At 34.9% G+C, this 23645-nt stretch carries 28 protein-coding genes; 25 read left to right on the forward strand and 3 right to left on the reverse strand.

The genetic code is table 11. The features are described 5' to 3' along the window. Together coaB and A5819_RS11710 are read right to left on the reverse strand one after the other, a co-directional pair. On the reverse strand, positions 1–768 hold the full coding sequence (coaB, locus tag A5819_RS11705) for a phosphopantothenate--cysteine ligase (protein ID WP_086278958.1): 768 nt from the start codon (positions 766–768) through the stop codon (positions 1–3). Between the two features lie 15 nt (positions 769–783). Further along, positions 784–1773 (reverse strand): oxidoreductase, encoded by a 990-nt coding sequence (locus tag A5819_RS11710; RefSeq protein ID WP_086278959.1) that lies wholly within the window; start codon positions 1771–1773, stop codon positions 784–786. A 209-nt stretch (positions 1774–1982) separates the two neighbouring features. On the opposite strand from A5819_RS11710, the gene A5819_RS11715 reads away from it, so the two are divergent. The 24 genes from A5819_RS11715 to A5819_RS19850 all read left to right on the forward strand — a co-directional run bounded on the left by A5819_RS11715 (position 1983) and on the right by A5819_RS19850 (position 19548). After that, on the forward strand, positions 1983–2522 hold the full coding sequence (locus A5819_RS11715) for a biotin transporter BioY (RefSeq protein ID WP_086278960.1): 540 nt from the start codon (positions 1983–1985) through the stop codon (positions 2520–2522). Beyond that, positions 2519–3862 carry an AMP-binding protein gene (locus tag A5819_RS11720; RefSeq protein WP_086278961.1) on the forward strand — a complete coding sequence of 448 codons (1344 nt, stop codon included), beginning with the start codon at positions 2519–2521 and terminating at the stop codon, positions 3860–3862. Before A5819_RS11715 ends, A5819_RS11720 begins: the two co-directional genes overlap by 4 nt. Beyond that, entirely contained in the window at positions 3852–5006 is a 1155-nt protein-coding gene (locus A5819_RS11725; RefSeq protein ID WP_086278962.1) for a thiolase family protein, read from the forward strand. The genes A5819_RS11720 and A5819_RS11725 overlap by 11 nt, the downstream gene beginning before the upstream one ends. Further along, positions 5003–5326 (forward strand): hypothetical protein, encoded by a 324-nt coding sequence (locus A5819_RS11730; RefSeq protein WP_086278963.1) that lies wholly within the window; start codon positions 5003–5005, stop codon positions 5324–5326. The genes A5819_RS11725 and A5819_RS11730 overlap by 4 nt, the downstream gene beginning before the upstream one ends. Positions 5327–5332: 6 nt before the next feature. Then, positions 5333–5623 carry a hypothetical protein gene (locus tag A5819_RS11735; protein ID WP_086278964.1) on the forward strand — a complete coding sequence of 97 codons (291 nt, stop codon included), beginning with the start codon at positions 5333–5335 and terminating at the stop codon, positions 5621–5623. Continuing rightward, positions 5613–6395 carry an SDR family NAD(P)-dependent oxidoreductase gene (locus A5819_RS11740; RefSeq protein ID WP_086278965.1) on the forward strand — a complete coding sequence of 261 codons (783 nt, stop codon included), beginning with the start codon at positions 5613–5615 and terminating at the stop codon, positions 6393–6395. The genes A5819_RS11735 and A5819_RS11740 overlap by 11 nt, the downstream gene beginning before the upstream one ends. 225 nt (positions 6396–6620) lie before the next feature. Beyond that, positions 6621–6905, forward strand: a complete 285-nt coding sequence (locus A5819_RS11745) for a hypothetical protein (RefSeq protein WP_086278966.1) — start codon at positions 6621–6623, stop codon at positions 6903–6905. 359 nt (positions 6906–7264) lie between these two features. Further along, on the forward strand, positions 7265–7453 hold the full coding sequence (locus tag A5819_RS11750) for a hypothetical protein (protein ID WP_139843299.1): 189 nt from the start codon (positions 7265–7267) through the stop codon (positions 7451–7453). A gap of 215 nt (positions 7454–7668) precedes the next feature. Continuing rightward, entirely contained in the window at positions 7669–8187 is a 519-nt protein-coding gene (locus tag A5819_RS11755; RefSeq protein ID WP_086278968.1) for an aromatic acid exporter family protein, read from the forward strand. Positions 8188–8386: 199 nt separating this feature from the next. After that, complete coding sequence (locus A5819_RS11760; RefSeq protein WP_086278969.1) at positions 8387–8929, forward strand: helix-turn-helix domain-containing protein; 543 nt, start codon at positions 8387–8389, stop codon at positions 8927–8929. A 374-nt stretch (positions 8930–9303) separates the two neighbouring features. Then, complete coding sequence (locus tag A5819_RS11765) at positions 9304–10389, forward strand: ABC transporter ATP-binding protein (RefSeq protein ID WP_086278970.1); 1086 nt, start codon at positions 9304–9306, stop codon at positions 10387–10389. 12 nt (positions 10390–10401) lie between these two features. Further along, positions 10402–11211: an ABC transporter permease gene (locus A5819_RS11770; protein WP_086278971.1), complete on the forward strand. Its 810-nt coding sequence runs from the start codon at positions 10402–10404 to the stop codon at positions 11209–11211. Continuing rightward, positions 11208–12044 (forward strand): ABC transporter permease, encoded by an 837-nt coding sequence (locus tag A5819_RS11775; RefSeq protein ID WP_086278972.1) that lies wholly within the window; start codon positions 11208–11210, stop codon positions 12042–12044. The genes A5819_RS11770 and A5819_RS11775 overlap by 4 nt, the downstream gene beginning before the upstream one ends. Beyond that, a complete protein-coding gene (locus tag A5819_RS11780; RefSeq protein ID WP_086278973.1) occupies positions 12041–13114 on the forward strand; it encodes an ABC transporter substrate-binding protein in 1074 nt (357 codons plus the stop codon). Before A5819_RS11775 ends, A5819_RS11780 begins: the two co-directional genes overlap by 4 nt. A 357-nt stretch (positions 13115–13471) precedes the next feature. Continuing rightward, positions 13472–13657 (forward strand): hypothetical protein, encoded by a 186-nt coding sequence (locus A5819_RS11785; protein WP_086278974.1) that lies wholly within the window; start codon positions 13472–13474, stop codon positions 13655–13657. Position 13658: 1 nt separating this feature from the next. Continuing rightward, complete coding sequence (locus A5819_RS19510) at positions 13659–13853, forward strand: hypothetical protein (protein ID WP_086278975.1); 195 nt, start codon at positions 13659–13661, stop codon at positions 13851–13853. 287 nt (positions 13854–14140) lie between these two features. Then, positions 14141–14683 (forward strand): helix-turn-helix domain-containing protein, encoded by a 543-nt coding sequence (locus A5819_RS11795; RefSeq protein ID WP_086278976.1) that lies wholly within the window; start codon positions 14141–14143, stop codon positions 14681–14683. A 630-nt stretch (positions 14684–15313) separates the two neighbouring features. Then, on the forward strand, positions 15314–15628 hold the full coding sequence (locus A5819_RS11805) for a hypothetical protein (protein WP_086278978.1): 315 nt from the start codon (positions 15314–15316) through the stop codon (positions 15626–15628). Positions 15629–16083: 455 nt separating this feature from the next. Continuing rightward, positions 16084–17322, forward strand: a complete 1239-nt coding sequence (locus A5819_RS11810) for a protein kinase family protein (protein ID WP_086278979.1) — start codon at positions 16084–16086, stop codon at positions 17320–17322. A 174-nt stretch (positions 17323–17496) separates the two neighbouring features. Continuing rightward, complete coding sequence (locus tag A5819_RS19295; RefSeq protein WP_176271418.1) at positions 17497–17649, forward strand: hypothetical protein; 153 nt, start codon at positions 17497–17499, stop codon at positions 17647–17649. A 333-nt stretch (positions 17650–17982) separates the two neighbouring features. After that, on the forward strand, positions 17983–18132 hold the full coding sequence (locus A5819_RS11815; protein WP_086278980.1) for a DUF3789 domain-containing protein: 150 nt from the start codon (positions 17983–17985) through the stop codon (positions 18130–18132). Positions 18133–18166: 34 nt separating this feature from the next. After that, on the forward strand, positions 18167–18349 hold the full coding sequence (locus A5819_RS11820; RefSeq protein ID WP_254907264.1) for a DUF3173 family protein: 183 nt from the start codon (positions 18167–18169) through the stop codon (positions 18347–18349). Positions 18350–18397: 48 nt separating this feature from the next. Beyond that, positions 18398–18922 (forward strand): Arm DNA-binding domain-containing protein, encoded by a 525-nt coding sequence (locus A5819_RS19845; protein ID WP_254907265.1) that lies wholly within the window; start codon positions 18398–18400, stop codon positions 18920–18922. Between the two features lie 71 nt (positions 18923–18993). Then, positions 18994–19548, forward strand: coding sequence for a site-specific integrase (locus A5819_RS19850; RefSeq protein WP_254907311.1), 555 nt, complete (start codon positions 18994–18996; stop codon positions 19546–19548). A gap of 228 nt (positions 19549–19776) precedes the next feature. Here A5819_RS19850 and A5819_RS11830 read toward each other — a convergent pair whose 3' ends face one another. Further along, on the reverse strand, positions 19777–20937 hold the full coding sequence (locus A5819_RS11830; protein ID WP_086278982.1) for a hydroxymethylglutaryl-CoA synthase: 1161 nt from the start codon (positions 20935–20937) through the stop codon (positions 19777–19779). A 185-nt stretch (positions 20938–21122) separates the two neighbouring features. Here A5819_RS11830 and A5819_RS11835 point away from each other — a divergent pair, with 185 nt between their 5' ends. Next, positions 21123–23564, forward strand: coding sequence for a hydroxymethylglutaryl-CoA reductase, degradative (locus A5819_RS11835; protein WP_086278983.1), 2442 nt, complete (start codon positions 21123–21125; stop codon positions 23562–23564). The last annotated feature ends 81 nt before the right edge of the window (positions 23565–23645 follow it).

A 23645-nucleotide genomic window follows, 5' to 3' on the forward strand; every position in this document is an offset into this window, starting at 1 on the left:
TTAGTTCCTCCATTTTTCTTCAACTTTGTTTACGATCAGTTGAGCGATCTCATTTTTAGTCTGAGCTGTTTCGATTCGACCTTGTGCGTCAATCAAGATCCCTTTATGTTGATCTCCATGAATCTCTTCAAGATCATTTGCTAATACGAAGTCACAATTATTTTTTGCTAAAATTGATTGTCCCACATGTATCAGTTCTTCTTTGGAAACGCCGACCAACAACTTAAATCCAACAAGAATTGCCTGTGGCTGTTGTTCCTTCAGCATTGCAATTATTTTAGGGTTTTTCTTCAAAAAAAGCAAGAGGCGATCAGTTCCGGAAGGGATTTTTTTTTCTTGTTGGCTAGTTTTACCAATTTCATCCAGACTAAGGTAAAGAGCTTCAGTTAATTTAGTTAAATCGGATAAAGTAGGCTGTTTTGCTAGTGTAGCAGCCAGTTTTTCAATAAAGGTCTCTTCTGACATAGTTGTTTCAGTTGTAAAATCACTGACAGCCATGCTATGAATGATTCCGTCGAACGACTGCTGCTTAAATTGTTCAAGCAAAGCTGATTCTAAGTCTTTTGTTGTTTCGATTTCAATAAGGGTCAAATTTTCTTCTGCTTTTGGTCTGACAGCTTGAGGAGTTGTTACATAAGTTAAGTGATGACCGTTAGCTAAAAAGTGTTCACTGATTTCTTTTCCCAAACGTCCTGTCGAATGATTCGTGATGGAACGGACATTATCAATCTTTTCTGAAGTTCCACCTGCTGTGATTAAAATATTCATTTATGTGATGCTCCTTTACTTCATTTTGACGATAGTACGACCATGATGAGTACCAGATTGTAATTGGTCAAAAATCGTTGAAAGTTCTTCTAAAGAAATCTCATTCGTTAGCGCCTGTTGACTTACATTTAAATCAGTTGCTAGACGTTGCCAAATAGCTACTCGTTGATTCATTGGCACGTTGACTGAGTCAATCCCTAATAAATTTGTTCCTCTTAGAATAAAGGGTAACACAGTTGTGTTTAACTTAATTCCTGCTGCATTTCCGCAAATCGCAATACTACCACCATAACTAAGTTGGGATAAAAGGGCACAAGTAACCTCGCCACCAACAGTATCGATAGCAAAATCAATCGCTTGTTTTGCTAAGGGTTTAATTTTTTCAGGAATAAATTCATCTAGTAAAAGAACTTTAGTTGCTCCGATTTTTTTCAAGGAATCAGTAACTGTTTTTTTTCGACTTAAGGCAATGATATTCCCATAACCTAATTTTTTCAACATTGCAATTGCTAAAGATCCTACACCGCCAGAAGCCCCAGTAACTAAAATTGTGGCTTCTTTATTTTGAGGTAATCCATGTTGTTCAAGAGCTTGAATTGATAAGGCTGCCGTAAAGCCGGCAGTACCGAAAAGCATAGCTTCTTTTAAAGTCAGATTATCTGGTAAAGGAACGATCCATTCTGCTGGGACTCGAGCGATTTGGGCAAAACCTCCTGTTTGTGTAACGCCTAATCCATAACCTGTTACGAGAACCTTATCAGATTTTTTAAAGCGATCGTCTTGAGAGGACAAAACAGTCCCACTTAAATCGATACCGGGAATCATCGGATACGTACGAATGACACCACCATTTTGTTTTACGGCAAGTGAATCCTTATAATTGACGGAAGAATAAGCAACTTGAATGACCACTTCACCTTGAGATAGTGCATCAATCGTTGTTTCTTCTATGTTTAGAGCAATATTTTCCTCGTGTTTATTAATTTTTAGTGCTGAAAATTTCACTGTAGCTAACCTCCTTTATTTAGATGTTTATTTGATTGTTACTATCATACCATATTCTGTTTTTTTTCTTTGGTAAAATCGACTTAAACTTTTTTTTGGGTGAAAAGAATGAAGGGAGAAACAAAAAGTTCTTGCCAAATATAATTTTTTTTGGTTTACTATTGTTAACTTTGTTTTAAAATAGGTTTACAATTGGAAGGGGACTTCAAATGAAGACAAAAGTACTGACTAAGATAGCGCTATTTCTAGCATTGATTATTGTTTCAGGGTTTATAGCAATTCCGATTCCTGGAATCGGTGTACCAATTGTTTTGCAAAATATGATGATTATGTTAGCAGGAGGATTTTTAGGTAAACGTTGGGGAACCTTGACTGTTGGGAGCTTTCTACTGTTAGTTTTAGTAGGATTCCCCCTTTTATCAGGAGGACGAGGCGGCCCAGCAGTTTTTTACGGTCCAAGTACAGGATTTTTAATTGGCTATCTTTTTTCTGCATTTACGATTGGTTTTATGCTTGAAAAAGTTAAAAAATTAAATTTCTGGACTGTTTTTCTGATTTACTTGATTGGAGGAGCGTTTATGATTGATTTTTGTGGCAGTTTCTCATTAGCTTATTTTAGTCAGACCTCTTGGTTTTCAGGGCTTAAAATAGCTGCTTTCTTTCTACCGGTCGATACGCTTAAAGCAATTGTAGCAACTTGGATCACTTTGCATTTAAGGGATTATACTTTTCGGGAGGATAAAAAATGAGGATCGATATATGGCAAGGGTCAAAAGAGCAAATAGCCCTGATGATCGACGATAGGTCAATATGTTATGGAGAACTAGAACAAGCAATAGTTAAAAAGACAAAAGAGCTTCGATTGATCCAAGAGCACATCGTCTTACTACCTTTAAAACGTGACCTTGAGACGGTAGCCACACTTTTTGCCTGTCTAAGATCCCAAAAAATCTTTGTTCCCTTAGAAGAAACGCCTTCTGCAATAAAAATAGCGACGATTGCTGATCAATTTAAAGCAGCAGTCTATTTTGGTGGAACAACAAAAAGATTTACGAATCCAACTATTACGACTGAACTTCCTGACGACACTCTTTTTGTTGGTTTTACTTCTGGAACAACAGGAGCACCCAAAGGTTTTGTTAGAAACCATGAAAGTTGGATAAAAAGCTTTCAAGGGTTAGACAAGGAACAATGGATGGAAGCAGGAGCTTATGTGGCTTGTTTGTCTCCGCTAAATTACACATTGGGTTTATTTGCATTGTTGAACGCTCTGTATTTAGGAAAAACCTTTTTACTTAAGCCAAAAAATCTAGCTGAGTTATTTAAGAGAATTGATAGATATTCCAACTTACAAATTTTTGGTGTTCCGACATTTTTCCGAGATTTTTTTAAGAAAGAAAAAGGCACGAATTCCAGTTACTTTCATGTGATCTTATCAGGCGAATATATTGATCATACTCTTAGAAGTGATTTTTTTACCTTTTTTCCTAATGCTAAGTTGTCAGATTTCTATGGAAGTTCTGAAACTAGCTTTATTGCAATCAATCAAAAAAAGAACCCAGATATAAATGAATTAGGCAAGTTGTTTACAGGTGTGAAGGTTAAAATCTTAAATCCTGATGATTATGGCATTGGTGAAATTACTGTGGAAAGTCCACTAAACTTTCAAGGGTATTATGGTAAAGAAAGGATCCAGCAACCTGATTCATTTATAAAAACAGGAGATCTCGGGAGGATTCAAGAAAGATTATACTATTTTGGACGAGTCGATGAACGAATCAATCGAGGTGGGGAAAAAATTATTCCCTTTATATTAGAAACGACTTTAAGAAAACGAGCTGAAATTGAGGACATAAAGATTGTCAGTGCACCCGATGAAATACTTGGGCAAAAAGTCATTGCAATGATTAGTTGGCGGTCGCAAAAATTGAATGTAGAGCGGCTTAATGCATACTTAGACAAAGAACTCGTTTTTAAAGGGAAAATTGATGAAATCGTTGACCGTCAAACGTTTAAGGTAAACCCTAGCGGCAAACGAGCGACCTTTTCACTAAATAAGATCACAGAGGAGCGGCCAAATGCAAACTGAAAAAATCTATATCATTGATAGTGCTCGTTTGCCAATAGGAAAGTATGGTGGAGCCTTGGCACAAGCAACTGCAGAAGAATTAGGCGCAGTATTATTGGAAAAATTAATGGACCGTAATGTTGAAATAAAACCGTTTGTTGATGAAGTTATCATTGGGAATATCATAGCAGGAGGTGGAAATGTTGCACGTAAAATAGCTTTATTAGGCGGATTGAACGAGGAAACTCCGGCTTTCACCATTGATAGGCAATGTGCCTCAGGTTTAGAAGCTTTTATTGTTGCCAGAGCTAAATTGATCAGCCAGGATTGTCAGCTTATTGTGTGTGGCGGGGCTGAAAGTACTAGTCGAGCGCCATGGCAAATTGAACGTCCCAAAAGATTATACGGTGTGCCGCCAAGAATGTTGAAACGTCAAAGCCTATCAGCAGGTTCTTTTGGTGATCCAGATCTTGGTATTGCTTGTGAAATTCTAGCTGAAAAATACACTATTTCCAGAGAAATGCAGGACCAATACGCTCTTCTTAGCCAAAAAAGATATCAGTCAGCTAAAGTGGAGGCTATTTTTACAGAGGAAATAATACCATATGAAGATATAACAGAAGATGAGTGTCCACGAAAAGAGACATCAATTGAAAAATTAAAGAAGCTTGCTCCAGAGTTCTCAGCTGACGGATCGATTACAGCAGGTAATTGCTGTCCATTAAATGATGGTGCGGCGCTGAGTCTATTGGCAAGTGGCCTTTTTTGCCAACAACATGATATAAAACCAGAATTTGAATTAGTTGGAGGTGTATCAATTGGGATAGCACCAATTGATTTTGGGTTAGGACCAGTCGTTGCAATTCAGAAGTTAATGGCCCGTTTTGGCATCACTATGGCGCAAATTGATCGCTTGGAAGTCAATGAAGCCTTTGCAGCTCAAATGTTGACTTGTTTAGCTGAAACGAATTGGCCTAAAGAAAAACTCAACGTTTCAGGTGGGGCAATTAGTTATGGACATCCCTTTGGTGCAACAGGTGCAATCTTAGTTAGAAGGTTGATGACGGAATTAAAACAGCATGAGTCTTTTCGCTATGGTATTGCTGCGATGTGTGTTGGTGGTGGGCAAGGAACGGCGGTTTTGATTAAGAAGGTGATCGCATGACAAAAATCTTTATCGAAGAAAAGGCAATTGAACAGTATAAAAAAGTTGTTGGTTATATAGGCACAGATTGGCCTAAAGCGTATCTATTAGTTTTTTGGCAAGCTTTTTCAACACCTGAACTACATGACAAAGAATATCTATTAGTGAGGCAAAACATCCAAATAAACCAAAATTTAACCATAAACCAAGAGTATGAGTGTACATTACAACGAACCGAAATCAAACAGAAACCCCATGGTGAATGCTGGACGTACACTCTACTATTTTTTTATGAAAAACAAGTCATGGCAATTTGTGAAAGCGATCTTTATGTGAGGTGATAATTATTGAAAAAAATTCGATTTACAAAAGCTGATTTAGTTGCTTATCAAGGTATTTCTCAAGATAAAAATCCAGTTCATGAGACAGGTGTTGTGTATGGTATCCAACTAATGGCACGCATTGAAGGATACTTAAAAGAATGGTTGAACCTTAATGAGGTAACTAGCTTTGAATATCACTTACTCCAACCGTTGATAATCAACCAAACGGCTAGCTTAGTGATTGCTACAGATGGTAACTTTGAACTTTTTTATGGTGTGAAATGTCTTGGAAAGGGGAAAATTAATGGTAAATAAAGTTGTCTTGATTACAGGAGGTACACGCGGAATCGGTCGATCTCTGGTTGATAAATTTCTACAGAAGCAGTTCATCGTTGCTTCATTTTCAAGTAATGCTAAAAATGTGTCTCTTTTGCGACAAGCATATCCTGAAGAAAACCGTCTTTTTTTGCGAACCGTCGATATCAATAATAAACAAGCTTCACTAGCTTTTGTTACCGATACGATAAAAAAATTTGGTCGAATTGATTATCTTTTTTTGAATAGTGGTATTTGTGAAGATATCACGTTTAGTAAAATGACAGATAATCAGTGGGAAAAAGTACTTAGCACCAATATAAGTTCCTTATTCACTTTGTCGCAGGCTGTTTTTAAGCAGATGATGCAACAATCTGGTTCTAAAAAAATTTACACGATGACTTCAACGGCAGGAATTTACGGTGTTTTTGGTCAAACTAATTACAGTGCAAGTAAAGCTGCGATCATTGGTTTTTCAAAGTCTTTAGCACTTGAAGGAAAGAAGTATGGCATTCAAGTGAATGCCATTGCGCCAGCAGCTTTGACCGACATGACAATGCCAGTAATGAATAAAATAGCGAAAAAATATAATAAGAAAAATCAGCCTCTTCCAGATTATTGGCAAATAGGAACAAGTGAAGCCTTAGCTGATACAGTATATAAATTAAGCCAAATGGATGGAGCACTAACAGGGAAGGTTTTTGGCATTAATGGTAACCAAATTGTTTTATATGAAGAGCCGTCTAGCAGTTTATTTGATCTTACACCATAACTAGTTGTGACTACTGTTCTGACCTCAATTGATTTATTTAGACAAAAAGTAGTTGTAGATTCACTACTTAATGGGAAAAATCAAGCCGAGTCATCCTGTATACTTAGTAAAATAACATAATTAAAAAACAAAAGAACAGTAAGAGAATTTTTTTTTACATAAATGGATCCTGTAAACCTTGTAAAAATAAATCACTAAAAATAGAAAAGGAAGGACAAACATAGTATGAAGGAATACATTTATAAAAAATATTCAGCCGTGATCGAGCAAGAAAGTGACGCTGCAAAAGTGATAGAAGTCATTAAAAAGCGGGACGTATCGATTAAATATCCAACGAATACTAGCATGACTAAAATCAATTTATGTCATGCTAAAGGAAAAGCTGATAAGTATGAGTTCACCAATATCATATCTAATAACCCGATATTAAATCTCACAATCAAAAAAAATGAAAAAGAAGCGGTCGATCAACTTTGGCAGGATTATATACACTACGGAATGAATAAATAATTATCAGTAAACAGAAAAGAGGCACGATCTGTGATGGATCATAAGAAAAAACAAGAGCAACGCATGGTGCGATTAAGAATTATTGCATTGATTGATACATATCCAGACTGGGAACAAAGAAAAATATTACGCAACAAATTGAAAGCTTAAGAGAAGTCTTGATTGAACCAGATATTAAAAAGAATTTTCCAAAACTAACTATTACGCGAAAAGAATATTTATATTATAAGACAAAAGGCTACAATCAAAAGAAAATTGCAGCTCTTTTTAGTACATCGCCAACAACGTTAAGAATGTGGCGGAAAATGAACGACTTGTAAAACCAACTAATAGGAGAGTTATGATATGGAAAAAAATATTTGTACAGAATGCGGAATGGTTTTATGGGGACTAGCTCTGAAAAACTGACAAAACAAGAAGTCGAAGAGTCTGAAGCCTTGTTTTTAGGTGTTTTTAATACGTCTGAGGAACAAGAACAGGTGATTAATACGTTTATTGCTACACATCCGGGTATACCTGTTATGAATAAGGTTGATTACACTAAATAAAAAATGATTCCTAGTAGAACTTGTTTATCTGATCGTAATGATTTAAACAGATAGTTCATAAAATAATGTGAGAACTCTTTTGGATTTTAGGATGATACTTAAGCCGAAATAGGGTAAAATGAGAAAGAATAGTCTTTACTTAGTTGAATTGGTCAACTAAAGTAAGGCATTGAGAGCCCTCATTCTATGATCAAGTTTGAAAGGAATTTAGTTTGTTGAAATTTAAGATCGGTATGCGAACATTTAAAACAGGGTTAAGTGTCTTTTGTTGTATTTTAGTCAGTATTTTGTTAAAACGAGAAACCTATGTAGTTGCTGCAATCACAACCGTCTTCACTTTGAGAGAAGATATGGAAAATACCTTGAGATACGGCAAGCATCGTATTATTGGGAATGTAATGGGTGCAATCATGTCTATCGCAGTGATTGCAATATTTAATTGGCTGGGGAGGACAGAATTAGTACAGCTGATTTTTATTCCAGTAATTATTACACTGATGATTGCATTACTGGCTAGCTTAGGGTATCACGAAGGAACAGTTGGAGCGTGTGCAACACTGTTGACGATCGTTTTTATGATCCCAGCTAATCAATCATATGGTTATGCATTTGCAAGAGTTGTTGATAGCTTCATCGGTATGGGGATTGCGTTGTTGGTGAATTACGTAATTCCATGCAAAGTTGGTAAAAAAAGATTTATAAGAACTAGTAAGAGTGAAGAAGTGTCTGATTAACAGACACTTTTTTATTTTGTTAAAATAATCCAATCAGTGTTAACATAAAAGAATAAGATGATGCTAAAAAATGAAATTTTTTTATTAAAATTAGTTGCTATTTTTTGAAAAATTCGTATACTAGAAAAAGTAAAATTAAACTTGTAGTTTAGTATTAGCAAACTTATAGAGAGTTAAAAAATAGAAAAGGGGTGGGACAATGGAGATTGGTGAGAAGCTCCGTAATTTACGAGTGCAGAAAAACTTAACACAAGAAGAATTAGGTGAGCGAACTGATTTAACGAAAGGCTATATTTCTCAGTTAGAACGTGATTTAAGTTCGCCCTCGATGGAAACGTTCTTTAATATTCTCGAAGTTTTAGGGATCACACCAGAACAATTTTTTAGTGAACGAACCTTGGCACAAAAAATTGTTTATAGAAATGAAGATAGTACACTTTATTACGATGAAGAAAATGGTTATGAATTGAAGTGGCTGATTCCCGAATCGAATGAAAAAGAAATGGAGCCAGTTTTATTGACTTTTGATAAGAATGGTGAATATAAAACATTTGAACCTTCTTTATCTGAGACATTTATCTATGTGATCGACGGTTCTGTTTCTTTGATCTTAGGTGAAACGACTTATTCTGCTAAAAAAGGGGAAGCCATGTATTATCAAGCGACAGAACCACATCAGTTAATCAATCATTCAAAAGGAAAAAGTCGCGTATTGATTGTGGCTACGGAATCTTATTTATAGTATCTGGCTTTAAGGGCTAGCTTTTCGGGAAAAAGATAAAATCTGATTGTGGCATAAAGTGCACCCTCCCATTTTCCTATTTTTCTGTCGGAGCTAAACATTTTTACCATGCATTATCTAGCTTCAAGAGCTAGCCTTTCGGGAAAAAGATAAAAAATAAATGAGGTAAAAAGCACCTCAGTTATTTTTTCCTATTTTCCTGTCAAGGCTAAACGAGCTCTTTTAGCTTTTAAATTTATCTAGCTACGCGGACTACTCTCTCGGAAAAAAGATAAATTATAAATGAGGCAAAGAACACCTCAGTTATAATTTCCTGTTTTTCAGTCGAGACTAAATGAGCCCGCTTCACTTTTATTAATAGGAGGCATTAACGAGTGAAAAAAAATATTATTACGTTTGAAAATGTTGTGAAAGAATATGATGATGAAAAAGTATTAAAAAATGTTAGTTTTGAGATTGAACAAGGGAAATTTTATACTCTTTTAGGGCCTTCTGGTTGTGGGAAAACCACGATTTTACGTATTTTAGCAGGTTTTGTCGATGCTACTGAGGGGGATATTTATTTTGATGGGCAACGAATCAATGATATTCCAGCAAATAAACGTCAGGTCAATACGGTTTTTCAAGATTATGCTTTGTTTCCCCATATGAATGTCTTTGATAATGTAGCATTCGGTTTGAAAATCAAAAAGATACCCAAGAAAGAAATTGAAAAAAAAGTCAAAGATGCGTTACGGATGGTGCAATTGCCTGGTTATGAGGTCCGTGAAATCAGTGAAATGTCAGGTGGTCAGCGTCAACGCGTAGCCATCGCACGTGCCATTGTCAATGAGCCAAAGGTTTTATTATTAGATGAACCATTGTCGGCTTTAGATTTAAAATTACGGACAGATATGCAATATGAACTTCGTGATTTACAACAACGTTTAGGTATTACCTTTATTTTTGTGACTCACGATCAAGAAGAAGCTTTGGCTATGAGTGATGAGATCTTTGTGATGAACAAAGGGCATATTGTGCAAAGTGGAACGCCTGTCGATATTTATGATGAGCCGATCAATCATTTTGTGGCTGATTTTGTAGGAGAAAGTAATATTGTTAACGGTACGATGATTGAAGATAATCTCGTTGAATTTGTCGGCAAACGCTTTGAATGTGTAGATGGCGGTATGCGTCAAAATGAAGCTGTTGAAATCGTATTACGTCCAGAAGACTTAACGATTACTACAGCGGATAAAGGTAAACTAGTTGTGACAGTTGATACACAGTTGTTTCGTGGCGTTCATTATGAGATTATTTGTCACGATGAAGACCATAATGAGTGGATGGTTCATTCAACTAGGAAAGCCACAGAAGGTGCCAAGGTTGGACTCTTTTTTGAACCAGAAGATATTCACGTAATGCGCTTCAATGAATCTGAGGAAGAATTTGATGCTCGTTTAGAAAGCTACGAAGAATAGGGGGGAAGAATAATGAAAACAATGCGTCGGATTTATTCAATTCCTTATATGATGTGGCTATTATTATTTGTGATTGCTCCGGTTTTGATGATCATTTACCAATCTTTTTTTGATATGAATGGACACTTCACTTTGGGAAATTATCAAACTTACTTTACTTCTGGAACCTACTTGAGTATGACACTAAATTCTGTTTGGTATGCTTTTTTGATTACATTATTTACGTTGTTGATCAGCTATCCTACAGCCTATTTTTTGACTAAGTTAAAACATAAACAATTATGGTTGATGTTAGTAATTTTACCAACTTGGGTCAATTTGTTACTAAAAGCCTATGCGTTTATCGGGATTTTTAGCATTCATGGGAATATTAATCAGTTTCTAAGCTTTATTGGAATTGGAGCGCATCAGATTTTATTTACCGATTTTAGTTTTTTGTTTGTCGCGACATATATTGAAATACCCTTTATGATTTTGCCGATTTTCAATGCTTTGGAAGAGCTGAATCCTTCCTTGATCAGTGCTAGTCGTGATTTAGGAGCGAATAGTATTGAGACGTTTCAGCGGGTGATTTTTCCTCTATCTTTGAATGGCGTGAAAAGTGGGGTTCAAGCTGTTTTTATTCCGTCACTTTCATTATTCATGCTAACTCGTTTGATTGGCGGAAATCGAGTGATCACACTTGGAACAGCGATTGAAGAGCACTTTATGGTCACACAAAATTGGGGCATGGGCTCAACAATTGGTGTGATTTTGATCGTAGCTATGTTCGTCGTAATGCTATTAACGGGTGAGAAGAAGAAAAAGGGGCGAGTGAAATGACAAAGAAAAAATTTAAATGGTCCTATCTTTATCTGATCATCGTTTTTGCTTTATTATATGCACCAATTTTTTACCTGATTTTCTATTCATTCAATGATACAGATACGATGAATACCTTTACTGGATTTACACTTGATAACTATACAGCCGTTTTTGAAGATACTCGTTTGTTGATCATTGTGCTGAATACATTCTTATTGGCCTTCTTATCAGCTCTGCTAGCAACGATGATCGGTACGTTCGGTGCAATGGCTATCTATTATACGAAGAAAAGAAAAACGAGAACAACACTAATGAGCTTTAATAATATTTTACTTGTTTCACCAGATGTTATTATTGGTGCTAGTTTTTTGATTTTTTTCACAGCAGTTGGATTTATTAGCTTAGGCTTTACTAGTGTTTTATTATCTCATATCGCTTTTAGTATCCCAATCGTTGTGTTGATGGTTTTGCCGAAACTTCAAGAGATGAACGATTCTATGGTCGATGCAGCTCGCGATTTAGGTGCAAATAACTTTCAGGTGATCAAAAATATTATCTTACCATTTTTAGCGCCAGGTATCATCGCTGGCTATTTTATGGCGTTTACCTACTCACTTGATGATTTTGCCGTGACCTTTTTCGTTACAGGAAATGGCTTCTCCACATTATCAGTTGAAATTTATTCTAGAGCAAGACAAGGAATTAGTTTGGAAATCAATGCTTTGAGTGCATTGGTATTTATCTTCTCGATGATTTTAGTGATTGGTTACTATTTTATCAGCCAAGATAATACATCAAAACGAATCAAAAAACTGCGTCGAGAACAAAGTGAGGTGGCAAACCTTAAATGAAAAAACTACAATCTTTGTTTATTGGTATTTTAGTGATTATATTGATTTTATTTTTAGGTGTACAGCAACTTGAAAAAGCAAGTGGCATGGCTGGTGCTGATACATTGACGATTTATAATTGGGGCGATTATATTGATCCTGATTTGTTGCGTAAATTTGAAAAAGAGTCAGGATACAAGGTCAATTATGAAACATTCGATTCAAATGAAGCCATGTTCACCAAGATCCAGCAAGGTGGGACCGCTTATGATATTACGATTCCTTCAGAATATATGATTCAAAAAATGATGAAAGAAAAAATGTTATTACCAATTGATCATAAGAAGCTGGAAGGCTTAGAAAATATCGACGAACGCTTTTTGAATTTAGATTTTGATCCGCAAAATAAATACTCGATTCCTTATTTCTGGGGGACGTTAGGCATCATCTATAATGACAAATTCATTGGTAAAGATGAGATCAAGCACTGGGATGATTTATGGAAACCAGAATTAAAAGATAATGTGATGCTGATTGATGGTGCACGAGAAGTATTAGGATTATCATTGAATAGCTTGGGCTATTCTTTGAACAGCAAGAACAATCAAGAGTTAAGAGCTGCAACGGATAAACTAAATAAATTGACCACAAATGTAAAAGCGATCGTAGCGGATGAAATCAAAATGTATATGATCAATGAAGAAAGCGCAGTAGCTGTGACGTTTTCAGGTGAAGCTGCTGAAATGCTTGCGAGCAATGAACATCTGCATTATGTCATTCCAGCAGAAGGATCAAATTTGTGGTTTGACAATATTGTGATTCCTAAAACTGCTAAAAACATTAAAGGCTCATATGATTTTATCAACTTTATGCTACGACCTGAAAATGCAGCTCAAAATGCTGAGTACATTGGTTATTCTACACCTAATAAAATAGCTGAAAAACTATTGCCAGAAGAAATCTCTAGCGATGAACAATTTTATCCTAATGATGAAGTTATCAAACATCTGGAGGTTTATGAGGACCTAGGGGCAAAATATTTGGGGATTTATAATGACTTGTTTTTGGAGTTTAAGATGTATCGCAAATAGTGGCAAAACTCAGTAAAAACGACGAAAAATAAACGGTTTAGGGGCATTGATGACGGTCGTTTTTACTGTCAGTTTTCCAATTTTCTACCAAAAACGTATTTTCCTTCCATTTTTTAGTGTTATTTAATTTTTTCTACCAGAGTTTTCTACTAGAGAATTCGTTATTTTGATTTGAACTTAATATCTTGAAAATGATTTATACTGTAGGTGTACTATTAGTAGATTGATCCATTTTGGTGTTATTTATTATGTTCGCTTACTATTCAAATTTGGTAATATGAGAAGAAAATGATTCTGAAAACAAGAAGCCCTCCCATTTTAAAGAACAATTAGTTAATAAAACTTAGGGAAAGAAAAATGAATAAAACACTGCAAACCGCAGCTACAATCTTTAGTCTTACGACAATTGTAGCTACTTTTTTAATGACCCCAGTCACGGCACTTGCTGCAACAATGACAGATGAACCAGGGACGAATTATACGACAACTTGGAATTCGCGACTTTTTAATGGCTTACATTGGACGGAAAAATATATGATTTAAGATGGGGACTCAAAAAAATGGGATTCGTGATCAGAGTGAAGACCTAAACGAAGAGATTCATTTTGAAGAACTATCACGTCAATTAGAATCATTAATAGAACAAGTAAAAGATTTTGAAGATAAGATAGTAATAGATAATTTAAAGAACCTATTAGCTACTAAAAGAATAAATGGTTATTTCGGAAACTATTTGTAAAAATCTTTTTCTAAGTAATACCTAATATTTTTAATCAGCAAATTAATCCGCTCAAGCAAGCAACAGCTGACGCTGTACGAAGTGAAAAGCGGCGAGCTGGAAGCTTGCTTTTGTGGCGCTCTTGCGCGCCACAAAAAAAGAAACCCCCAATATCTAACTAGGGGGTAGTAAATAACAGTTTATAAGTAAATAATTCCTGAAAAGCTTGATTTATCAAGTTTTATCTTAGAAATGAAAGTGTGAAGTAGCGCATCAATACTTCACACTTTTTTATTTTGGAGGATGATGTGCGATTTGAAGAGCTATTGAGAGAAAAAAGACTTGGCTATGGAATTTCTCAATGCGAACTGTCTCTTGTTAGTGGCTATTCAAGAGAATACATCAGCAAAATTGAACATGGGAAGGACCAGCCTTCTGAAAAAGCTATTGAGAAACTACTCAATACACTTGAACAACTAAATCCAAATAAAGAGCTTGAACTTATTTTTGATTATGTTCGTCTTCGTTTTGATACTCACGATGTCAAACATGTGATTGAAGATATTCTAAAAATAAAAATGAAGTACAGGCTTTACGAAGATTTCGCGTTTTACGGCTACATTGCAAAATACGTATTCAGCAATATTCAAATAATGATCTCTACAGAAGAAGATGAAAAAGGAACACTCATCGAACTAAAAGGTCAGGGCTGTAGAGAATTTGAAAGCTTACTGATTGCTCAAGGGCGAAGTTGGTTCGATTTCTTTATGCAGTGCGAAAAAGAGAAAGTTATCTATAAGCGAATCGATTTAGCAATAAACGATAAAATTGGAATCTTATCAATACCCTAGGGGATATATTTGATAATTATGATAACTATCTTAAGTTTCATTCACCAGACGATGATAAATGAGAGAACAAAATACTATCAAAAATCTGACAAAGTAAGACATGAAAGAAATGGTATTAAGTTCATTTACGATGAAAACCTACTACAAGGTTTGGGTTATTCAGAAGATGAAAAACAGATGATTTTCTACAAATTAACAACTACGAAGCATTGGAAAAAAACAAGATTACGAAAATTTAGAAGAATACATTGATGATGAAGATTTAGCTGTAGCTATAAAAAAACTTATTTAAATAAAATGTCTATGATAGTCAATCAGATTTTCTAGAAATAATAACGCTTTTCGGTAATTTTGCGACCTTTCAATCTAGTTGAAATAATCCTTGACATTGAGTATAGTCCAGCATTTATACTCACAAATAGAACCAAAAGAGTTGCCAAATTGGGGTGAAGAGAAACTACTACTTTCTATCGATTAATTTGGGTGGCTTTTTTGTCGGCGTTGTAAGCTTGTTGCTATTGCTAGTAGGGATATTGTCAGTAGTCTATGCTGTTTATGAACTTCCTTTGAAATATTGAGACAATCGGTTAGATGAGAATATGGATAAAAAAGATGGAAAGAGGGGATATCATGAGTATAGCATCATTTTCTTTATTTTTAACAGGAACATTCTTTTTAGTAGCCGGCATTCAATTTATAAGAGGTAAATGGTTATTCCTTTTGGCTGGAAATAATTTTGGGCAAGCGACTAATAAAGAAGCCACACGCGCAGGAAGAATTGTGGGATTAATATTTTTACTAACGTTTCTTTTGTGTATCACTATAATGTTTTCAATTATCTATGATTTTCGCTTAACGTTTCTTCCTGTTATTATGGGCATTGTATTGCTCTATTCTTATGTTGTGATAATTCGATATATAGTACATTGGATAAAAAATGGTTAGAATACAGCTTATCGATAAATTTAGGTAGCTTTTTACCAGCTTTGTAAGCTTGTTGTTACTGCTAGTAGGGATATTGTTAGTAGTGTATGCAATTTACGCATCTGTTTATAAAATTCCTTTGAAATATTAAGTGAAACCATACAGTATTGGATAAGTTTTTGAGTCATAGAGCGAAGATTCTATGACTTTTCTATTTTGAAGATTACTTGATGGTATCAGTAATTAGTGTGAGTCAGTTGGTCAGAATACTAAAGAGTTAGCAAAATCTTTCAGCTTTTATATGGTTTATATTTTTCGTGAGTCTTTTTTTAAGACATTCATTAAATTTCTAAACTTCCACATATTTTCAATATAGATAACCGCTCTCTTTTTTTTCTGTTAAAATATTATGAGAGGTTCATCAAATATGAAGATGATAAATCTGGTTAATAAATATTGAAGGATGTGTACTTAGAATGGAAATAATTCAGACTGATTTTAGTAATATGACACAATTGGATGAAAAACTGAAAGAAATTGTTCCAACTTACCTATTAGAATCCAAAGATGACTATAGAGAATATAAATCATATAAGCATTTTGCTCCCGAATCATTGGGGATGCTCTTAGCTGATTTACATCATCGATTCAACAATTACTTTAACAATCTAAATCAGAAAGTTTCTCCATCAAAAAAAAAGAATCCTGGAACTATACTTATAAAGAAAAAAGTAGTTCAAAAGATACTTACCTTAAGCAACGATCTTAACATGTTGGAAAGGATTCTAAAAAAATATGGAATATCTATTCAGGTAGACTCAGGTTACTTGAGTAGACTTCAAATAATCATAAAGGGATTTAAAAATCCTCAAACGAATAATATGATGTCAAAAGACTATACTAAAATGGATATTCGATTCGATTGTATCTTTAATCTATACAAAAATAAAACTCAAATGGAAATTGAAATTAAAGGGAACAGAAGGAAAATAGAAAAGCCCAAAGTAATTGGAAGAGGTTCATATGCAACCATCCTCAAATATAAAGATATTGATTACCAACACTTTTTCGTGATAAAACAGGCAAATAAAAATTTAACAGATTCAGAAATGGAAAGATTTAAAAAAGAGTACGAATGTATGAAAAGTCTAAACTCTCCACATATTGGAGAAGTTTATGATTTTGATAATGAAAAAAATCAGTATGTAATGGAGTATATTGACAAAACATTATACGACTATATCATTAAGAATAATGATTCGATGAAAAAAGAGGAAAGATACGAACTTGTCAGACAACTATTTTGTGCTTTTGAATACATCCATTCAAAAGCTTTGTTTCATAGAGATATTTCATATTCTAATATCATGGTAAAACTATTTGACGATAAATCAGTTTTACTAAAAGTAACTGATTTCGGCTATGTAAAAGAAAAAAATAGTAATCTAACAAGGAGGAGCACAAATTTTATAGGTAGTCTAAACGATAGCGACCTATTGGTTTATGGTTACGATAATTATAATGTACAGCATGAGATTTTTGCATTGACACGAGTAATACATTTTATAATGACTGGCAAACAAAATACCACCTATCGAAAAAGTGATGAGATTCAGAAATTTATCAGTTTAGGTATGGACTCAGATAAGAAAAATATTCGTGCTAAAAGTTTGGAGGAATTAAAAGAATCATTTTATGAAATGGAATGGTTTTAAATAATTTGCAACCTTGAAAATATCAAATGTGAAGTAAGTTCAATATAGCATAAGAGAGGTCATTCATGAGAATGTTCCTCTTTTTTTGACTGCTCTTGTAGAACTAACTAGAGAAGTTAGGCAATTTAAATTAAGCAATTGGTCATCAAAAAATAATAGTTGGAGTGACTTTCAATGAACTTGATTTTAAAATATGAACAAGGCTACATATCCTTTTCCGAATTGGAGAGTGTTTTATGGGATTTTGGTCAAAACGCAACTATACCAATAAACAATCCTCTTGCTGCCGAAACGACATCAATTTTTTTCCTCAATGTTAATAATTAGGTTTCATTTTTTTCCCCCGATGGATGGTTATTTAGTGTAAAGGTAAAAAAAGACTTTAAGGAAAAACTTTAGAGCAGCGTTCTTTGAAAATTGAATATAAACTGCTAAGTACGTTTAATTTCAAGTAGAGCCAAGTAAGTCTTTCGCCAAGAAGTTTTTTGAAACTAAGAGATAAATAAGATGTGATAAGATGTGTTGCTAACATGTTTGCTATGACTCTTGAAATGATAATGATACTTCTGTAAAGCTCGGCATAAAAAGCGGGGAGGTGGAAATCCTATGATCTCAAAAAGCATGAGATGCTTAGCAGTAAAATGAATCAGGAGGAATAAAATGAATATTTTAAGTGGACTACTATTGTTTTTTCTAGGTGGATTTATTGGAGTTGCTACCATGTGCATTGTGCAAGTCGGCAATAAAAAAGATTATATGGTGCCTGATCAAGAGGAACAAATTAACGAAAAAAAAGTAAACCATTTTTAATCAGGAAAAAAATATAGAAAAAAATTTCGAAGTGATGATTAGTTCAGATGATTTGGTTAAGTTGGGCTTTAAACCATATCAAGCTAAAAAAATAATAAAAGAAAGCAAAGAACATTTAGCTAATATCGACGGGATAGAATTGTACTATAATCGGCAGATAAAAATTGTACCAGCTAGAATTGTGGAACAATTATTTGGCATACAAGTTTTAAAGTAGATGGTATAATGAGTATATCATCATCTCCTAAACTTGATAGGTGATAATATGGTTAAAATCAAAAATATTTATCAAGATAAACAAACCAAAAAATGGTATTTTCGTGCGCATTTAGGTACGGATGAGGATGGTAGAAAAATTCAAAAAACAAAGAGAGGGTTTGAATCTCAACGAGAGGCAAAAAAAGTTTATGACAAATATTTGCTTACTCATGGGTTTAATGAATCTCTGTCAAATCAAATAAGTTCTGCAAATCAAATGACCTTTGAAGAGTTTTATCGTGTTTGGTTTGTTAGCTGGTACGAGAAACAAGTCAAGCCTCAAACCTATGAAAATGCTCAATTTATTTTCGAGAAGAAGATGAGGTACTTTTATCATATGAAAATCAAAGATATAAGTAGTCAAGATATCGAAGATTGGATGTATGAGTTAAGTCAAACTGCTACTCGTAGTTCGAAAAAACAAGAAAAAATTACAACTCTTTCAAAAAATTATATTAATCGGATATTAGGTCATCTAAAAATTATTTTGGCTAGGGCGGTTAATGAAGGGCTTATTGAGAGAAATCCTTAGATGATGTAGCTTCCTTACCCAAAGAGAATACAAAAGTAGATTTTTGGGAAATCGATGAATTTCAGAAAGTGATGGAAGTTATACCAGAAACTTCTTTGGAAAATCATCATAGAAAAATAGTTTTTGAAATGCTCTTTTATACGGGTCTGCGTATTGGTGAACTGGAAGCATTAACTTGGAAACATGTTGATTTAAAAAAGAATCAGATAACGATTGAAAAAACTTTGATTTATAAAACAAAAAATGATTGGTACCTTTCAACACCTAAGACAAAGACAGCGTATCGAACTATTGGTATTGGAAAGAAGTTATCTGAGAAGTTGAATAAATGGAAAGAATTACAAGGTAGAATAGGTAATTTTGAATTTGTTTGTCAGTTAGATGAGACTTTCACATCACCCTATTGTTTTTCTAATTGGCTAAAGGGGTATGCTGAAAAAGCTGGAGTCAGAAAGATCAAACTTCACTCTTTAAGACACTCTCATGTCGCTATGTTAGTTGAGCAAAATATTCAGCCACTTGTTATTAAAGAAAGGCTAGGACATTCAAATATCCAAATTACTATAGGAACTTACGGACATTTATATGCAAAATCGGATGAGCAGATAGTAAATGTTTTAAATTAGTTAGTTTCTTGATGTGTTATTTAAGAGAAAAAGCTTGATTTGTTAACGCTGCGAGTTTTCCAAAGTTCTTCCGATCAATTTAAGAATATTGTTAAATCAACGTTTATTACCCTTTATTTCCAATTTAAGATGTATCGGAAATAGCAAACCAAATGGAAATATAATAAAACTATTTTAGACCAAACTAAATAACTGAGCCGTAACTTATATAGCTACGGCTCAGTTATTTTATTTATCTGTACGATAATAACGAATATGATTCTCCGCTTTTTCAATCGAATAAGGGACAGAATCTGCAAAAGAGACAGATTGGCCGTCATTCGGTAAACTTACGCTAAAGACGTTTTCATAGTCTTCTATAGAAAGCTGCTTGCGATTATCAAGAAGCTCTTGATGTTCTACGCTGTGTAACTGATTTTGATACCCTTCTACTAAATAACCAGAGAAAAATTCACTGACAGCACCAGATCCATAACTGAATAAACCAATTTTTGAACCTGCTTCTAAGGAAGAACTATTTTCTAATAAAGAAATCAACCCTAAATATAATGAACCAGTATATAAGTTACCAACTCGTCGACTATAAGTAATACTTTCTTCATATTGAGCCATAAGTCGTTCGAGTGTTTTTTCATCAGTTTCTTCAGCAATGCTCAATAGAGCTTTTTTTCCTATTTTTGTATAAGGAATATGGAAGCAAAGAGCAGCATAATCTTCTAAAGCCAACCCAGTTTGCTGTTTATGCTGCGCCCAAACGGTAGCAAAAGATTGAAGATAGGTTTCATTAGATAAAGGACCATCTACCAAAGGAAACTCTTCATAAACAGGTCGCCAGAAATCATAAATATCATTTGTAAAAAATACACTATCATCTTCTAAGACTAACACACGAGGATCTTTACTGATTAAAAGTGCAACAGCACCAGCTCCTTGTGTTGGTTCACCATCTGAATGTAAACCATAGCGAGATAAATCAGAGGCAACCACTAAAACTTTACGCTCTGGATGACTTCGTATATAATCTGTTGCCATTTTTATTGCTGCTGTAGCCCCGTAGCAAGCTTCTTTTATCTCAAATGAGCGAGCAAAAGGCTGGATATCTAATAAATGGTGAATGATTACAGCCGCAGCTTTTGAAGAATCATAACCAGATTCTGTTCCAACAATCACCATGTCGATTTGTTCTTTATCAGCTTGGCTTAAAATTGCGGCCGCTGCATTTGCTCCAAAGGTAATAATATCTTGACTAACAGGATTAACCGCCATTTGGTCTTGCCCAATACCAACATGAAACTTCATAGGATCTGTGTCTCTGGCATTTGCAAGGTCAGTCATATCAAGATATAAATTCGGAACATAAAAAGATAACTTATCAATACCAATATTCATAAAAATCTACTTCCCTTCAAATTTAAAAAAGCTCCAATTATAAGGTACCATATTTCCGCAGAAAAGTAGTCAAAAAAAAGCCATAGTTTAAGAATGGTTAAAGAATTTTTAATTTTCTACTATTTAATAAAAGTAATTGCTTTTGATAGAATAAAAATGCTATATTCTCATGAGGGGGTGCTTTTTTGAAAGAAGTTGTTATTATTGACGCTGCACGTACACCGATTGGAAAGTATAAAGGCAGTTTAAGTTCTGTTTCGGCAGTAGAGTTAGGCAAAACAGTAGTCAAACAAATTATAGATAGAAATGAAATCAATACCAAAGATATTAAACAAGTTATTTTTGGAAATGTACTGCAAGCAGGTTTAGGACAAAATCCAGCTAGGCAAATCGCTTTAGGTGCAGGATTATCAGAAACAATACCAGCCATGACAATCAATGAAGTGTGTGGTTCAGGTATGAAAGCCGTTATTTTAGCGGAACAATTGATCCAATTAGGAAAAGCTGAGGTTGTTGTTGCAGGCGGAGTAGAAAGTATGACGCAAGCACCAAAAATAAAAAAATATCTTGCTGAAACAAATACATATGACACATCAACTTCTAGTATGTGGAACGATGGTCTTAAGGATGCATTTACACAAGAACCAATGGGTGCTACCGCTGAAAAGGTCGCAAAACAATTTAAGATTAGTCGAGTGGTGCAAGATGAATTTGCATTGAAATCACATCTTAAAGCAGCAAAAGCTCAAAAAGAAGGTTTATTCGCTCAAGAAATACTACCTATAAGATTGGAATCAGGTGAGGTCATTGATGAGGACGAAGGAATTTCTTCAGAGATAACATTGGATCATTTAGAGAAATTAAAACCAGCATTTGAAGAAAATGGTACGGTAACCGCAGGTAATTCTTCAACAATCAACGATGGTGCAGCTGTCTTGATTTTAGCTTCAAAAAGCTATGCTATTGAGCAGGGCTTGCCTTATTTAGCGACGATCAAAGATTGCACCGAGATTGGGATTGACCCGTCTATCATGGGTGTTTCTCCAGTAAAAGCGGTTGGTCAATTATTAGAGAATAATCAATTGAAGGTCAGTGATATTGATCTATTCGAAATCAATGAGGCTTTTGCAGCTACATCGATCGCTGTGACCAACGAGCTAGGGTTACCAGAGGATAAAGTCAATACTAAAGGTGGGGGGATCGCTTTGGGGCATCCTATCGGCGCTTCTGGTGCACGGGTCATTACGACACTAGCTCATAGTTTAAAAGCTGAAGGCAAGCAATATGGGATCGCTTCACTTTGTGTAGGTGGAGGGCTTGGCTTAGCCCTATTGATTGAATGTCAAACAGAGACAGATACACAGCGGAAATTTTATCAGTTATCTCGTGAGGAAAGACTACAAAAACTAGAAGATGGTGGAACAATTGATCGAGAGAGCAAAAATGAGCTATTATATGATGTTTCGCTACCAGCGGATATCGCTAATAACTTGATTGAAAATCAAATTAGCGAAATCAGTATACCGCTTGGAGTAGCTCAAAACTTCGTGGTCAATGATGCTGAATTCGTTATTCCGATGGCAACTGAAGAACCTTCTGTGATTGCAGCGGCTAGCAATGGCGCGAGGATAGTAAAAATGGCAGGTGGTTTTAGAGCATCGGTCAGCCAACGTTTAATGCGAGGACAGATCGTTTTTTATGATGTTGAGGATGAAAATGAGTTGCGTCGGCTGATTGAAAGCAGAGAATCTGAGATTTTTGAAGCGGCACGTCAAAGTTATCCTTCAATCATTAAGCGAGGAGGAGGCTTGGAAAAAATGTCGATCCGCTGCTTACCAGCCTCTCAATTCCTATCACTTGATTTATTCATTGATGTCAAGGATGCTATGGGGGCCAATATTGTCAATACGATTCTAGAAGCGGTGGCGAATCGTTTGCAACAAGCGCTTCCTAACGAGAAAGTTTTATTCAGTATTTTAAGTAACTATTCAACAGAGTCATTGGTAACGGCAACTTGTGAGATTCCTTTTTCTCTTTTGAACAAAGGCGAAATCAGCGGGAAATTAGTAGCAGAGAAAATCGTTCAGGCTTCTGAACTAGCAAAAGTCGATCCTTATCGAGCTGCAACGCACAATAAGGGCATTATGAATGGTATTGATGCAGTTGTTTTAGCAACAGGAAACGATACTAGAGCAATTGCAGCTGCTTGTCATGCGTATGCGGTGAAAGAGGGCCAATATCGTGGATTGAGCTGTTGGAGCATGAAAGAAGAGACGCTGGTTGGGACTCTGACTGTTCCGTTAGCCATTGCAACGGTGGGTGGGGCAACGAATGTGTTGCCTAAAGCTAAAATTGCTTTAGAAATATTGAAAGTTGATTCGGCAATTTTGTTAATGGAAGTTATAGCCGCCTTGGGGCTTGCCCAAAATTTAGCTGCTCTCAAAGCATTAGTAACAGAAGGGATTCAAAAAGGACATATGTCAATGCAAAGCCGTTCACTTGCTTTAACTGTTGGAGCTATTGGGGATGAAGTAGGGAAAGTAACAGCTTTATTAGAAAATCAAAAGCCGTTAAATCAGGAAATAGCTAGAGCGATTTTAAAAAAAGTTAGATTGGCTGAAAAGTAATAAAATAAGCGTTATGTTACTATTGCTACTTATTTTTAACAAAATCGCTCTCTTTTTGACTGAAACGTGAATTTTTTTCGA

The organism is Enterococcus sp. 7E2_DIV0204, from assembly GCF_002140855.1.
In the GTDB taxonomy this organism is placed as follows: Bacteria; Bacillota; Bacilli; order Lactobacillales; family Enterococcaceae; genus Enterococcus_L; species Enterococcus_L lemimoniae.